General features: G+C 70.9%; 12 protein-coding genes. 9 read left to right on the forward strand and 3 right to left on the reverse strand.

Going from position 1 to position 13,861, the window contains the following annotated elements; translation table 11 throughout:
• Positions 1–155: 155 nt before the first annotated feature.
• The 8 genes from BEK98_RS30035 to BEK98_RS30070 all read left to right on the forward strand — a co-directional run bounded on the left by BEK98_RS30035 (position 156) and on the right by BEK98_RS30070 (position 7,666).
• On the forward strand, positions 156–1,373 hold the full coding sequence (locus tag BEK98_RS30035; RefSeq protein WP_094219845.1) for an MCE family protein: 1,218 nt from the start codon (positions 156–158) through the stop codon (positions 1,371–1,373).
• Positions 1,370–1,843: a hypothetical protein gene (locus BEK98_RS30040; protein WP_094219846.1), complete on the forward strand. Its 474-nt coding sequence runs from the start codon at positions 1,370–1,372 to the stop codon at positions 1,841–1,843. Before BEK98_RS30035 ends, BEK98_RS30040 begins: the two co-directional genes overlap by 4 nt.
• 31 nt (positions 1,844–1,874) lie before the next feature.
• Positions 1,875–2,624, forward strand: a complete 750-nt coding sequence (locus tag BEK98_RS30045; RefSeq protein ID WP_094219847.1) for a hypothetical protein — start codon at positions 1,875–1,877, stop codon at positions 2,622–2,624.
• A gap of 149 nt (positions 2,625–2,773) precedes the next feature.
• The gene (locus BEK98_RS30050) at positions 2,774–3,604 is read left to right on the forward strand and encodes a TIM barrel protein (RefSeq protein WP_094219848.1); all 831 of its coding nucleotides are present in this window, start codon (positions 2,774–2,776) and stop codon (positions 3,602–3,604) included.
• Between the two features lie 44 nt (positions 3,605–3,648).
• Positions 3,649–4,563, forward strand: a complete 915-nt coding sequence (locus BEK98_RS30055) for a 2-hydroxy-3-oxopropionate reductase (protein WP_094219849.1) — start codon at positions 3,649–3,651, stop codon at positions 4,561–4,563.
• A 206-nt stretch (positions 4,564–4,769) separates the two neighbouring features.
• Entirely contained in the window at positions 4,770–6,227 is a 1,458-nt protein-coding gene (locus tag BEK98_RS30060; protein WP_094219850.1) for a catalase, read from the forward strand.
• A gap of 365 nt (positions 6,228–6,592) precedes the next feature.
• Complete coding sequence (locus BEK98_RS30065) at positions 6,593–6,826, forward strand: hypothetical protein (RefSeq protein ID WP_094219851.1); 234 nt, start codon at positions 6,593–6,595, stop codon at positions 6,824–6,826.
• Positions 6,827–6,988: 162 nt separating this feature from the next.
• On the forward strand, positions 6,989–7,666 hold the full coding sequence (locus BEK98_RS30070) for a TIGR04222 domain-containing membrane protein (RefSeq protein ID WP_094219852.1): 678 nt from the start codon (positions 6,989–6,991) through the stop codon (positions 7,664–7,666).
• A 120-nt stretch (positions 7,667–7,786) separates the two neighbouring features.
• Here the strand turns inward: BEK98_RS30070 and gcl are convergent, their stop codons facing one another.
• Positions 7,787–9,574: a glyoxylate carboligase gene (gene gcl / locus BEK98_RS30075; RefSeq protein ID WP_094219853.1), complete on the reverse strand. Its 1,788-nt coding sequence runs from the start codon at positions 9,572–9,574 to the stop codon at positions 7,787–7,789.
• A gap of 195 nt (positions 9,575–9,769) precedes the next feature.
• Here gcl and BEK98_RS30080 point away from each other — a divergent pair, with 195 nt between their 5' ends.
• On the forward strand, positions 9,770–10,507 hold the full coding sequence (locus tag BEK98_RS30080; protein ID WP_094219854.1) for a hypothetical protein: 738 nt from the start codon (positions 9,770–9,772) through the stop codon (positions 10,505–10,507).
• Positions 10,508–10,520: 13 nt separating this feature from the next.
• Here the strand turns inward: BEK98_RS30080 and BEK98_RS30085 are convergent, their stop codons facing one another.
• A complete protein-coding gene (locus BEK98_RS30085) occupies positions 10,521–12,119 on the reverse strand; it encodes an AMP-binding protein (protein WP_094219855.1) in 1,599 nt (532 codons plus the stop codon).
• On the reverse strand, positions 12,116–13,789 hold the full coding sequence (locus BEK98_RS30090) for an AMP-binding protein (RefSeq protein ID WP_094219856.1): 1,674 nt from the start codon (positions 13,787–13,789) through the stop codon (positions 12,116–12,118). Before BEK98_RS30090 ends, BEK98_RS30085 begins: the two co-directional genes overlap by 4 nt.
• Positions 13,790–13,861 lie beyond the last annotated feature (72 nt).

Consider the following 13,861-nt stretch of genomic DNA (forward strand, 5'->3'; position numbering starts at 1 on the left):
TCCGTGCCCCCTGTCCCCTCGACGCCCTCCGACGGCAGCACCCTGCTGTGCCCGCCGGTGTGCACGGCGGCCTACGGCACCGGGGACGGCTCGCACCGCCTCCCGCAGGGGATCGACGTCGGCCTCGCCGAGCTGATGCTGAAGGGGATGCTGCCGTGATCACACGTACGGTCAAGGCCCAGTTGCTGGCCTTCGCGACCGTCACCGCCGTGGGGGTGTCGTACGTCGGCGCCGAGTACACGGGCCTGGTGGACGACGTCCTCGACCGCGGCTACACCGTGCACGCCGACTTCGCCGAGTCCGGGGGCGTGTTCCCCGGCTCCGAGGTCACCTACCGGGGGGTGCCGGTGGGCCGGGTGGGCGATCTGCGGCTGACCGGTTCCGGGGTCTCGGTGTCCCTGAGGATCGAGGACGGCGCGCCTCGGATCCCGGCCGACACCCTGGCCGTGGTCGCCAACCGCTCGGCCGTGGGTGAGCAGTACGTCGATCTCCAGCCGCGCCGCTCGGGCGGCCCGTACCTGATCGACGGCAGCCCGATCCCGCGCGGCCGCACCCGGACCCCGCTGCCGGTCACCGACCTCGTCCTCAGCCTCGACCGGCTGGTGAACTCGGTCGGCAAGGACGATCTGCGCACCACCGTCGACGAGCTGGGGAAGGCCTTCGCCGGCACCGGACCGAACCTGAGCCGCCTGGTGGACTCCGGCAACGAGCTGGTCGAGTCGGCGTCCGAGTCGCTCCCGGAGACGGTGTCGCTGATCGAGGACTCGCGGAAGGTGCTCAAGACCCAGGCCGACCAGGGCTCGGCGATCAAGTCGTTCTCCCGCGACCTGGCCACGCTCACCGCGCAGCTGAAGTCGAGCGACGGGGATCTGCGCAGGCTGATCGGCAACACGGCGCCCGCCGCCCAGGAGGTCAACTCGCTGCTGAAGTCCACGGGGCCCGGCCTGTCGGTCCTGCTGGCCAACCTCATCAGCGGCGGCCAGGTCACCGTGGCCCGGCTGCCCGGCGTGGAGCAGGCCCTGGTGACCCTTCCGCTCACCGTCGCGGGCAGCTACACCGTCGTCCCCGGCGACGGCACCACCCACTTCGGACTGGTCCTCAATGCCGACGACCCGCCGCCGTGCACCCAGGGCTACGGCACGCGGCGACGCGACCCCGCCGACACCGGCACACGCCCGGCGAACACCGGCGCGCACTGCGCGGCACCGCGCGGCGGCGCGACCTCGGTGCGCGGCGCGCAGAACGCCCCGGGCGCGTCGGCCGGCCCAAGACAGACATCCGTCGGGATCGGCTCGACGGGCGGCGAACAGGCCGTATTCGGAAAGGAGTCGTGGCAATGGCTGCTCGTTGGACCGATGGCATCAGGCGCATGAGGTCGCTGGGGGTGGGTCTCGTCGCCGCGACCGTCCTGGCGACCGCGCTGTCCGTCTGGCTGGGGCTGCGGCTGGCCGACCAGCGCGCGGCGGAACAACGCCGCCAGGACGTGCTGGCGGCGGCCCGCCAGTCGGCGCTGAACTTCACCTCGCTCGACTACCGGCACTACGGCCGGGACAGCGGCAACGTGCTGAAGGGCGCCACCGGCGACTTCAAGAAGCAGTTCACTGCGCAGAGCGCGCAGTTGACGAAGCTCGTCGCCCAGAACAAGTCGGTGTCCGAGGGGCAGGTCCTGGAAGCGGGCATCGTGCGGTCCGACGAGCGCTCGGCCCGGGTCCTGGTGGTGGCCGACAGCAAGGTGACCAACACCGCCGCGCCCGAGGGACAGGCGCGGACCTACCGACTCCAGCTCGACCTGGTGCGCGTGGCCGGCCGCTGGCTGACCTCCGACGTCGAGTTCGTGGGCTGAGCCGATGAGGCAGGCAGTGAGGAGAGACACCGTGGCGAACCCGACCACCCGAACCCGCGGCACCGGTTCCCCGGCCCGGCGCACCCTGACCGCGGCCGCCCGCGCGGCGGCCAAGCGCGCCGGGCGGCCGGAGCACGACGAGACCACCCACAGGGCCGAGGAACGGCTCTCGGGACACACCGTGGTCATCGAGCCCCCGGGCGGCTGGGACGACCCGCCGGAGCCGGCGCCGGAGCCGGACGCCGACGAGCAGGAGAGCGCGCCCGCGCGCCCGCCCGGCCTCCCGAGGGTGCTCACCGCGGCACTCTGCCTCGCGCTCGTGGCGGCCCTGGCCGCGGCCGCCGTCCTCGGGTGGCAGTACCGGCAGGGACAGCAGACGGCACGGGCCCGCACCGAGGCCCTCGCCGCCGCCCGGAAGGCCGCGCCGGTCGTGCTGTCGTACGACTACCGCCACCTGGACCGCGACTTCGCCCGGGCACGTGCCCTGCTGACCGGCGCGTTCCGCGACCAGTACGGCAGGACGACGAAGACGGTGGTCGGGCCGACCGCGAAGAAGTACCACGGCGTGGTGAAGGCGACGGTGGCGGCGCCCACGGACGGCGGCGCCCCGGCGGTCTCCGTCGTGTCCGCCGCACCGGACAGGGCGATCGTGCTGCTCTTCGTCAACCAGATCACGCAGAGCACCCAGGTGTCGGGCGCCCGCCTGGACCTCAACCGGGTGCGGATGACGCTCGCCCGCACCGCCGACGGCTGGAAGGTGAGTGCCGTCGACGCCCTCTGACCAGGCACAGGAAGTGCCCCCGCGCAGCCCGCGCGGGGGCACTTTTTCGTGCCCGCTCTTGACAGTCACCCCCGGCCGCAGGCAATCTTCCATTAAGCAGAAATGAACTTCCGCAATACGGAATTCCTAGGGAAGGGAGCGCGGCCCGAATGGGATTCGCAGACCAGCGCTTCAACGTCAACCTGTCGATCCTCTTCACGGAACTCCCGCTCCTGGAGCGCCCCGCGGCCGCCGCCGCGGCGGGCTTCACGGCGGTCGAGCTGTGGTGGCCCTGGGTCGACTCCGCCACCCCCGAGCAGTCCGAGCTCGACGCCCTGAAGAAGGCGATCGAGGACGCGGGCGTCCAGCTCACGGGGCTGAACTTCTACGCCGGCCAGCTGCCGGGCCCGGACCGCGGCGCCCTGTCGATCCCGGGCGAGGAGTCGGAGAGGTTCCGCGCCAACATCGACGTGGCGGCGGACTTCGCGGCCTCCCTCGGCTGCAAGGCGCTCAACGCGCTCTACGGCAACCGCGTCGAGGGCGTGGACCCGGCCGAGCAGGACGCGCTCGCCCTGGAGAACCTCGCCCTCGCGGCCCGGGCCGCCGACCGGATCGGCGCGATCCTGCTGGTCGAGGCGCTGAACCGGCCCGAGTCGCCGCTGTACCCGCTGGTGTCGGCGCCGGCCGCGATCGAGGTCGTGGACAAGGTCAACGAGGCGACGGGCCTCGGGAACGCGAAGTTCCTGATGGACCTGTACCACCTGTCCATGAACGGCGAGGACCTGCCCTCGGTCATCGAGCAGTACGCGGCGAAGACCGGCCACGTCCAGATCGCCGACAACCCCGGCCGCGGCGCCCCCGGGACGGGTTCGCTCCCGCTGGAGGAACTGCTCGACCAGCTGAAGAAGGCCGGTTACGACGGCTGGGTCGGCCTGGAGTACAAGGCCGGCGACCGCCCGAGCGCCGAGGCCTTCGAGTGGCTCCCGCGCGCAGCGCGCTGAACCCCCCTGACTTTGCAAGGCAGTTGAGAGAGGCACCCCCAATCATGAGCAACCTTACGGATTCTTCCCACCCGACCCGCCCGGCGATTGCGTGGATCGGCCTCGGCATCATGGGCTCTCCCATGTCCGAGAACCTGATCAAGGCGGGTTACCAGGTCACCGGCTTCACCCTGGAGCAGGACAAGCTGGACCGCCTGGCCGCCGCCGGCGGCAGCGCGGCCGGCTCGATCGCCGAGGCCGTGCGCGACGCCGACGTGGTCATCACGATGGTGCCCGCCTCCCCGCACGTCGAGGCCATCTCCTACGGCCCCGACGGCATCCTGGAGAACGCCAAGCAGGGCGCCCTGCTGATCGACATGTCCTCGATCACCCCGCAGACCTCCGTGGACCTGGCGAAGGCGGCCAAGGACAAGGGCATCCGCGTGCTGGACGCCCCCGTCTCCGGCGGCGAGGCCGGTGCCATCGAGGCCGTGCTGTCGATCATGGTCGGCGGCGAGCAGGCCGACTTCGACCAGGCCAAGCCGATCCTCGAGGCGCTGGGCAAGACCATCGTGCTGTGCGGTCCGCACGGCAGCGGCCAGACCGTGAAGGCGGCCAACCAGCTGATCGTCGCCGTGAACATCCAGGCCTGCGCCGAGGCCGTGGTCTTCCTGGAGAAGTCCGGCGTGGACCTCCAGGCCGCGCTGGACGTCCTCAATGGCGGCCTCGCCGGCTCGACCGTGCTGACGCGCAAGAAGGACAACTTCCTCAACCGCGACTTCAAGCCGGGCTTCCGCATCGACCTGCACCACAAGGACATGGGCATCGTCACCGACGCCGCCCGCAACGTCGGCGCCGCCCTGCCGGTCGGTGCCGTGGTCGCCCAGCTGGTCGCCTCGCTGCGCGCCCAGGGCGACGGCGGCCTGGACCACTCGGCCCTGCTGCGGGCCGTGGAGCGCCTCTCCGGCGCCCAGGTCTGACGACCCCCTGAGACTTCCGGGCCGCGGTGTCGCTGACACCTGTCCTGTCGCGCCCAGGCGGCACCGCGGCCCGGAATTGCCTTCAACAAACTGTTGACGTCTCGTTCACCCGAACCTAGGCTCACGCCAGCGGAAGCTCCATAAAGCGGAAGTCTGTTTCCGAAAAATCCGAAGATTCCCGCTGCCCTCTCGCACGGAAGGTCACGATGTCGAAGCGCGTGCTCACGACAGAGTCCGGCGCCCCGGTCGCCGACAACCAGAACTCAGCCTCCGCCGGCGTCGGCGGCCCGCTGCTGCTCCAGGACCAGCACCTCCTGGAGAAGCTCGCGCGCTTCAACCGCGAGCGGATCCCGGAGCGTGTGGTGCACGCCCGCGGCTCCGGCGCGTACGGCCACTTCGAGGTGACGGACGACGTCACCGGTTTCACCCACGCCGACTTCCTCAGCGCGATCGGCAAGCGCACCGAGGTGTTCCTGCGCTTCTCCACGGTCGCCGACTCCCTCGGCGGTGCGGACGCGGTCCGTGACCCGCGCGGTTTCGCGGTGAAGTTCTACACCGAAGAGGGCAACTACGACCTCGTCGGCAACAACACCCCGGTGTTCTTCATCAAGGACCCGATCAAGTTCCCCGACTTCATCCACTCGCAGAAGCGGGACCCGTTCACCGGCAAGCAGGAGCCGGACAACGTCTGGGACTTCTGGGCGCACGCCCCCGAGGCCACGCACCAGGTGACCTGGCTGATGGGCGACCGCGGCATCCCGGCGTCGTACCGCCACATGAACGGCTACGGCTCGCACACCTACCAGTGGACGAACGCCGAGGGCGAGGCCTTCTTCGTCAAGTACCACTTCAAGACGAACCAGGGCATCCGCTCCCTCTCCGCCGAGCAGGGCGCCGAGCTGGCGGGCAAGGACCCCAACTCGCACCAGACGGACCTGCTGCAGGCCATCGAGCGCGGTGTGCACCCGTCCTGGACGCTCTACGTCCAGCTCATGCCGGCGGCCGAGGCGGCCGACTACCGCTTCAACCCGTTCGACCTGACCAAGGTGTGGCCGCACAAGGACTACCCGCTGCAGCGGGTGGGCCGGCTGGTGCTGGACCGCAACCCGGACAACGTGTTCGCCGAGGTCGAGCAGGCCGCGTTCTCCCCGAACAACTTCGTTCCGGGCATCGGCCCCTCGCCCGACAAGATGCTCCAGGGCCGGCTGTTCGCCTACGCGGACGCCCACCGCTACCGCCTGGGCGTCAACCACACCCTGCTCGCCGTCAACGCCCCGAAGGCGACGACCGCGCAGAACTACGGCCGCGACGGCTTCATGGCGTCCAACGCCCAGGGCCGCGGCGCCAAGAACTACGAGCCGAACTCGTACGACGGCCCGGTGGAGACCGGCCGCCCGCTGTCGGCCCCGCTGGCGGTCTCCGGTCACACCGGCACCCACGAGGCCCCGCTGCACACCAAGGACGACGACTTCTTCCAGGCGGGCGAGCTGTACCGCCTGATGTCGGAGGACGAGAAGTCCCGCCTCGTCGCGAACATCGCCGGCGGCCTCTCGCAGGTCTCCCGCGACGACGTGATCGAGAAGAACCTGGCCCACTTCCACGCCGCCGACCCGGAGTACGGCAAGCGCGTCGAGGAGGCGGTCCGCGCCCTGCGCGAGGACTGAGGCCACAAACGGCCCGCGGCAGCCGAACGGCCCGGATGAGGGGTGGCCGGTCGGAACAGCTCGCGGGCAAGGCGAGGACCGCGGCGGTGTGTGAGCCAGTGCGGTGGTAAAGGATCCGAGTCCCCTTCTCGACCAGAGGGAAGAGCTCCCGGTTCCGTCGCATCCGCCGCGGTCCCAGCCCACCCGGAGACTCCGTCCGGCGGCGCGAATGTCCTGTCGCGCCCAGCCTCGCGCCGTCGGGCGGTCACCACACGGCACCGAAGCGCCCCCTGCTCAGGGGGCGCTTTCGTGCTGTCCGGACTCCGTCCAGGCTCCGTCCGGGCTCCGGGGGTGCGCTCGTGCCGCTTCCGCAGGACGCTGAACCCATGGGCAATCCGACGCAGTACCCGCACATCGTTGTCCACGCTCCGGCCCTCGACGGCTCCCGGCGCGTCACCGAGGGGGATGTGACCCTGGGGCTCGCCTCCCACCTGGACGATGTCATCGAGATCCTGCGGCTGGCCGACCTGGACCGGATCGAGGTCGAGGAGAGCGACCTCATCGAATGGCAGGGCGGCGGGCCGGACGACTGGCCGGGCCTGTCGGAGCACGAGGTCTAGTCACGCCGGGTACGGCAGCGGCCGTACCCGGCCTACGCAACCCTCAAATCAACCTCTGAACACCGCGAGAGAGGCTTCGACGACCGTCACCGGCGGGCACAACACCGACACACGGGGCCCGCCGGCACGGGGGCGGCGGGTCCCGTACGGGGGGGGTGTCTCATGGACCGTACGACGTCGATTCCGCCGGACCCTTGCGCGGTCGCCCTGCTGCGGGGCGGCGACCGCGCCGCCGTGACCGTCGCCGTCCTCGGGCTGCATCTGCGCGGCGCGGTCGAGTCGGGCCGCCCGGGCACCCTGCGCCGAACGGGGACGCGGGACGCCGTGCCGTTCCGCCATCCCCTGGAGAAGGCGGTACGCACCGGCCTCTACCGGCCCGCCGGACCGCGGGAGTTGCCCGGCAGGGTGATGGTGCGGCGGGCCCTGGCCCAGATGCGGGCCGAACTCGCGGCGGCCGGCCTGCTGCGGTCCCTGCCACCCGGCCGCACCCGTGCGGCCCGCCGCCACCTGGCGGAGCTGCGCGAGCGCCACCCGCTGCCCGCCGGCCCCGAAGGCCTGGCGGAGGACGAAGTGCTGCTCGCCGTCGCGCTGTACGGCGACCGGGCCCTGACGGCCCTACTGCCCCGTTTCGCCCGCGACTCCGGCCTCACCGGCCGCGGCACCCTCGCCGACGAGGGCCTCTTCCCCTTCGGCCGGGGCAGCGGCATCCGCGGCATCACCGGCGACGAGGGCCAGACCGGCTGGAACGGCAACAACCACGATCCCGGCGGCGGCCACGGCGGCCACTCGCACGGTGGCCACGACTACGGCGGCGGGTACGGAGGCGGCGGATTCGACTGAGAGCCGGCGTCCGCGGACATGCGGCATCGTCGGCGACGAGGGCCGAGAGTCGGTCGGGCACATGCGTGAGGGGCGGCCCATCCTTCCCGGATGGGCCGCCCCTGGGGTGCTTCTGTCGGATCAGACCTTCAGCGGCTTGATCGACGTCGGTGCGTGGCCGGGCTCGGTGGCCAGGTCCTCGAACTCGGAGATGTCGCTGATGTCCATGGTGCGGCTCATCGAGATGTTGGTGATCCGCTCCAGGATCGCCTCGACGACGACCGGCACCTGGTACTCGGCGGCCAGCTTCTTCGCCTGCTCGAAGGCGGCGCCGAGCTGGTCCGGCTCGGTGACCCGGATCGCCTTGCAGCCGAGGCCCTCGGCGACCTTGACGTGGTCGACGCCGTAGACGCCCAGCTCGGGGGCGTTGATGTTCTCGAACTCCAGGTTGACCTGGAAGTTGATGTCCAGGCCCATCTGCGCCTGACGGATCAGGCCCAGGTAGGCGTTGTTCACGAGAACGTGGACGTAGGGGATCTTGTGCTGCGCGGCGACCGCCAGCTCCTCGATCAGGAACTGGAAGTCGTAGTCACCGGAGAGCGCGACGACCGGGGACTCCGGGTCGGCCTTGGCGACGCCGATCGCGGCCGGGATGGTCCAGCCGAGCGGGCCGGCCTGGCCGCAGTTGATCCAGTGACGCGGCTTGTAGACGTGCAGCATCTGCGCGCCGGCGATCTGGGAGAGGCCGATCGTGGTGACGTACCGGGTCTCCGGGCCGAAGGCCTTGTTCATCTCCTCGTACACGCGCTGCGGCTTCATCGGCACGTTGTCGAAGTGCGTACGGCGCAGGAGGGTGGCCTTGCGCTCCTGGGTGGAGGCGACCCAGTCGGCGCGGTCGGGCAGCTTGCCCTCGGCCTTCAGCTCCTTGGCGACCTCGACGAACAGCTCCAGCGCGGCCTTGGCGTCGGAGACGACACCGTAGTCCGGCGGGAAGATCTTGCCGATCTGCGTGGGCTCGATGTCGACGTGGACGAACTTGCGGCCCTGGCGGTAGACGTCGAGCTTGTAGCCGGTGTGGCGGTTGGCCCAGCGGTTGCCGATGCCGAGGACGAAGTCGGACTCCAGGAAGTTCGCGTTGCCGTAGCGGTGCGAGGTCTGGACACCGACCATGCCGGCGTTCAGCTCGTGGTCGTCGGCCAGGGTGCCCCAGCCCATCAGGGTCGGGACGACCGGGGTCTGGGTCAGCTCGGCGAACTCGACCAGCAGGTCGGCCGCGTCGGCGCCGATGATGCCGCCGCCGGCGACGATCAGCGGGCGCTCGGACTCCAGGAGGAAGGAGATCGCCTTCTCGATCTGGGCGCGGGTCGCGGCCGGCTTGTAGACCGGGAGCGGCTCGTACGTCTCCGGGTCGAACTCGATCTCGGTGAGCTGGACGTCGATCGGCAGGTCGATCAGGACCGGGCCGGGACGGCCGGAGCGCATCAGGTGGAAGGCCTGCTGGAAGACGCCGGGGACCTGCGCGGCCTCCAGGACGGTGACCGCCATCTTGGTGACCGGCTTGGCGATCGAGGCGATGTCGACGGCCTGGAAGTCCTCCTTGTGGATCACATGCGTGGGCGCCTGGCCCGTGATGCACAGGATCGGGATGGAGTCGCCGATGGCCGAGTACAGGCCGGTGATCATGTCGGTGCCGGCAGGGCCGGACGTGCCGATGCAGAGGCCGATGTTGCCCGGCTTGGTGCGGGTGTAGCCCTCGGCCATGTGCGAGGCGCCCTCGACGTGGCGGGCGAGGGTGTGGTTGATGCCGCCACCCTCTTTGAGCGCCTTGTAGAACGGGTTGATCGCCGCGCCCGGCACACCGAAGGCGTCCGTGACGCCCTCGCGCTTGAGGATCTCAACTGCCGCTCGGGCAGCGGTCATACGAGCCATCGAGTACTCCTGCTTCGGCTGTCGGATGCGTACTCCCCTCGCGCCCCGCGGTGAGTACTTCCGTATTGTGGAAAGTAACTTCTACTATCTGAAATCAATGTAGGTGGGTCCCCGAAGGTCGTCAAGAGAGGGACAAGGAGGGGCCGACAGGAGCACGATGGGAAGCGCTGTCCCGACGTGACGCCTGGAGTGGCCATGCCCGAGAGCGTGCCGGTGCGCTGTCCGGCCTGTCGGCGCGAGCACGTCTACACCGCGCCGCCGTATCCCTGCGCCTGCGGCAGACCGGTCGCCCCGCGACTGGACCTGGCGGCCGGGCCCACCGTCCTCGCGCACCGCTCCTGGGACGAGGACTGGGTCACCGTGCGCTGCACCGCCTGCGGGCGCGACAACCAGTTGCCGCACCCGGAGCTGGGCTGCCCCTGCGGCACGGTCCTGCGCATCGCGGTGCGGGACGCCGTGTCACCGGCGGCACCGGAGGAAGCGGCCGTACCGGGCGACGCCCCGTCGCCGACCGCACGGCCGGACGCGCCCGCCCCGAAGAGCGGCGGACGGACCCCGTTCCGGCCCGTCACCATCCGCACCGCCCGCGACGCCGTCACCGCCACCGCGCTGTATCTGCGCTGGCTCGGCTACCGGGACATCCGCCGCGCCGACCAGCGGCCCCCGTCCGGCATCGGCCTGGCCGCGCACGGCCTGGTCGCCCAGGTGGACCCCGCCGTGCGCCCGGCCTCGCTGCGGGACGTGGAGTGCCTGTGGCTCACGGCCATGACGGAGTCGGCGGGCTGTGTCTACTTCTCCCTGGCGGGATACGCCGAGGACGCCCGCGCCGGCGCCGACACGCTGGGCGTCCCCCTGTTCGTCCTCGACCTCACGGGCACCCCGACCCCGGTGAACGGCCCGGGACGGAACCTCGCCCGGTCGGGCAAGGCCTGACCCGCTGGGCCCCCTAGGCCCCCTGCACTCCGTACGTCTCCCGCAGCTCCACCTTGCGCACCTTCCCGGACACCGTCATCGGGAAGGAGTCGAGGATCTGGAGGCGGCTCGGGATCTTGTAGTGCGCGAGCCTGCCCTGGCAGTAGGCGCGCAGGTCCTCCAGGGTGAGCGGGTCGGCCGCCTCGCGCGGGATCACGCAGGCCAGCACCTCCTCGCCGTACCTCTCGTGCGGCACCCCGACGACCTGGACGTCCTGGATCTTCGGGTGGGCGTAGAGGAACTCCTCGATCTCGCGCGGGTAGATGTTCTCGCCACCCCGGATGATCATGTCCTTGATCCGGCCGACGATCTCCACGTACCCGTCCTCGCGCATCACCGCGAGGTCCCCGGTGTGCATCCAGCGCCCCGCGTCGACGGCCTCGGCGGTCTTCCCGGGCTCGTTCCAGTAGCCGAGCATCACGCTGTAGCCGCGGGTGCACAGCTCGCCGGCCGTGCCGCGCGGCCGGGTGACCCCGGTGGCCGGATCGACCACCTTGACCTCCAGGTGCGGCAGGACCCGGCCCACGGTGCCGGTGCGGTGCTCCAGGTCGTCCTCGATGCGGGTCTGCAGGGAGACCGGTGACGTCTCGGTCATGCCGTAGCAGATGGACACCTCCTCCATGTGCATCTCGGCGACCACCCGCTTCATCACCTCGACCGGGCAGGGCGAGCCCGCCATGATGCCGGTGCGCAGGGACGAGAGGTCGTACGACGCGAAGTCGGGGAGGTTCAGCTCCGCGATGAACATGGTCGGGACGCCGTACAGGGACGTGCAGCGCTCCTGCTGGACCGCCTCCAGCGTGGCCTCCGGGTCGAAGGACGGCGCCGGGATGACCATGCAGGCGCCGTGCGAGGTGGCCGCCAGATTCCCCATGACCATGCCGAAACAGTGGTAGAACGGCACGGGAATGCAGATCCGGTCCTGCTCGCTGTAGGCGATCATCTCCCCGACGAAATAGCCGTTGTTGAGGATGTTGTGGTGGGAGAGGGTCGCCCCCTTGGGGAAGCCCGTCGTGCCCGAGGTGTACTGGATGTTGATCGGGTCGTCGCAGGACAGGTCCGGGTACGGCGCCGGGGTCCCGCGGGCGATCAGCGCGTCCCAGCCGGGGTGGCCGATGTATACGGTCTCCCGCAACTGCGGGCACCTGCCCCGTACCTCCTCGACCATCGCCCGGTAGTCGCTCGTCTTGTGGCTGAGCGAGGCGAAGAGCAGCGAGATGCCGGCCTGGTTGAGGACGTACTCGACCTCGTGGGTGCGGTAGGCCGGGTTGATGTTCACCATGATCGCGCCGATGCGGGCGGTGGCGTACTGGACCAGCACCCACTCGGGGCAGTTGATCGCCCAGATGCCCACCCGGTCGCCCTTGTCGACCCCGCTCGCCAGCAGTGCGTGCGCCAACTGATCCACGTCCGCGGCGAATTCGGCGTACGTCCAGCGCCGACCGGACGGCACGTCGACGAGCGCCTCGCGGTCCGGCCAGGCCGCGACGGCCCGGTCCAGGTTGGCGCCGATGGTGTCGCCGAGCAGGGTCGTCCCGCTCGTGCCGTGCGTGTACGACGATGCCGAGGTCACCGGAAGTCCTCCTCGCGGTACTCGTCGGCCGAGCCCGCGGCCGTCGCCTCGCGCAGCTCGATCCGGCGGATCTTGCCGGAGACGGTCTTGGGCAGGGCGCCGAACTCCAGGCGGCGGATGCGCTTGTAGGGGGCGAGGACCTCACGGGAGTGCTCGAACAGCACCTTGGCGGTGTCGGGTCCGGGCTGCCAGCCCTCGGCGAGGACGATGTACGCCTTGGGCACGGCCAGGCGCAGCTCGTCCGGCGCGGGTACGACCGCCGCCTCGGCGACCGCCTCGTGCTCCAGCAGCGCGCTCTCCAGCTCGAACGGGCTGATCTTGTAGTCGGAGGCCTTGAAGACGTCGTCGGCGCGGCCGATGTACGTCAGGTAGCCGTCCTCGTCCCGGGCGGCGATGTCGCCGGTGCGGTAGTAGCCGCCGGCCATGGCCTCGGCGGTGCGGTCGGGGTCGCCGTGGTAGCCGGTCATCAGGCCCACCGGGCGCTCGGACAGATCGAGGGCGATCTCGCCCTCGGCGGCACCGGGGGCGCCGGAGACCGGGTCGAGGAGTTCGACGCGGTAGCCGGGGCTGGGCCGGCCCATGGAGCCGGTCTTCAGGAGCTGGCCGGGGCTGTTGGAGACCTGGACGGCGGTCTCGGTCTGCCCGAAGCCGTCCCGGATGGTGACGTCCCAGGCCCGGCGGACCTGCTCGATGACCTCGGGGTTGAGCGGTTCGCCGGCCGCGACGACCTCGCGGGGCGGGGTGGCGAGCTGGGTCAGGTCGGCCTGGATGAGCATGCGCCACACGGTCGGCGGGGCGCAGAACGTGGTCACCCCGGCCCGGTCCATCTCGGCCATCAGCCGGCCCGCGTCGAAGCGCGTGTAGTTGTGGATGAAGACGGTCGCCTCCGCGTTCCACGGCGCGAACAGGTTGGACCAGGCGTGCTTGGCCCAGCCGGGCGAGGAGATGTTCAGGTGCACGTCGCCGGGCCTGAGGCCGATCCAGTACATGGTGGCCAGGTGCCCGATGGGGTACGAGGTGTGGGTGTGCTCGACCAGCTTGGGGCGGGCGGTCGTACCGGAGGTGAAGTACAGCATCAGCGGGTCGTCGGCCCGCGTGGGCCCGTCGGGGGCGAAGTCGGCGGGGGCGGTGTACGCGTCCTCGTACGCCTCCCAGCCCCGCTCGGGCACTCCGCCGACCGCGATCCGGGTGTAGGTGCCGGGCACGTCCGCGAACTTGGCGGTGTCCTCGGCCCGTACCAGCACGTGCTTCACCCGGCCGCGCTCGACCCGGTCGCGCAGGTCGGCGGGGCCGAGCAGCGGGGTGGCCGGGATGACGACCGCGCGCAGCTTCATCGCGGCCAGCGCGGTCTCCCACAGCTCGGCCTGGTTGCCGAGCATGACGAGGATGCGGTCCTCGGCTGCGACGCCCCGCGCGCGCAGGTGGTTCGCGACCCGGTTCGAGCGCTCGGCCAGCTCGGCGAAGGACAGCCGGGTCTCGGTGCCGTCCTCCTCGACGATGTGCAGGGCGGTCCGGTCGTTGCCGTCGGCGATCACGTCGAACCAGTCCAGCGCCCAGTTGAAGTGCTCGGGCCGCGGCCAGGCGAAGCCCGCGTGGGCGGTGGCGTAGTCCTCGCGGTGCTCCAGCAGGAAGTCCCGGGCGTTCCTGAAGACGTCGGTCGCCGTCGTCATCTGCGTCCTCCTAAGTTCCGGACCATTGCCGGGCGGCTCTCTGGCATCGTCTAATCCGTGATGCAGGTCTCA

The organism is Streptomyces diastatochromogenes, assembly GCF_002242805.1.
Classification (GTDB): Bacteria; Actinomycetota; Actinomycetes; order Streptomycetales; family Streptomycetaceae; genus Streptomyces; species Streptomyces diastatochromogenes.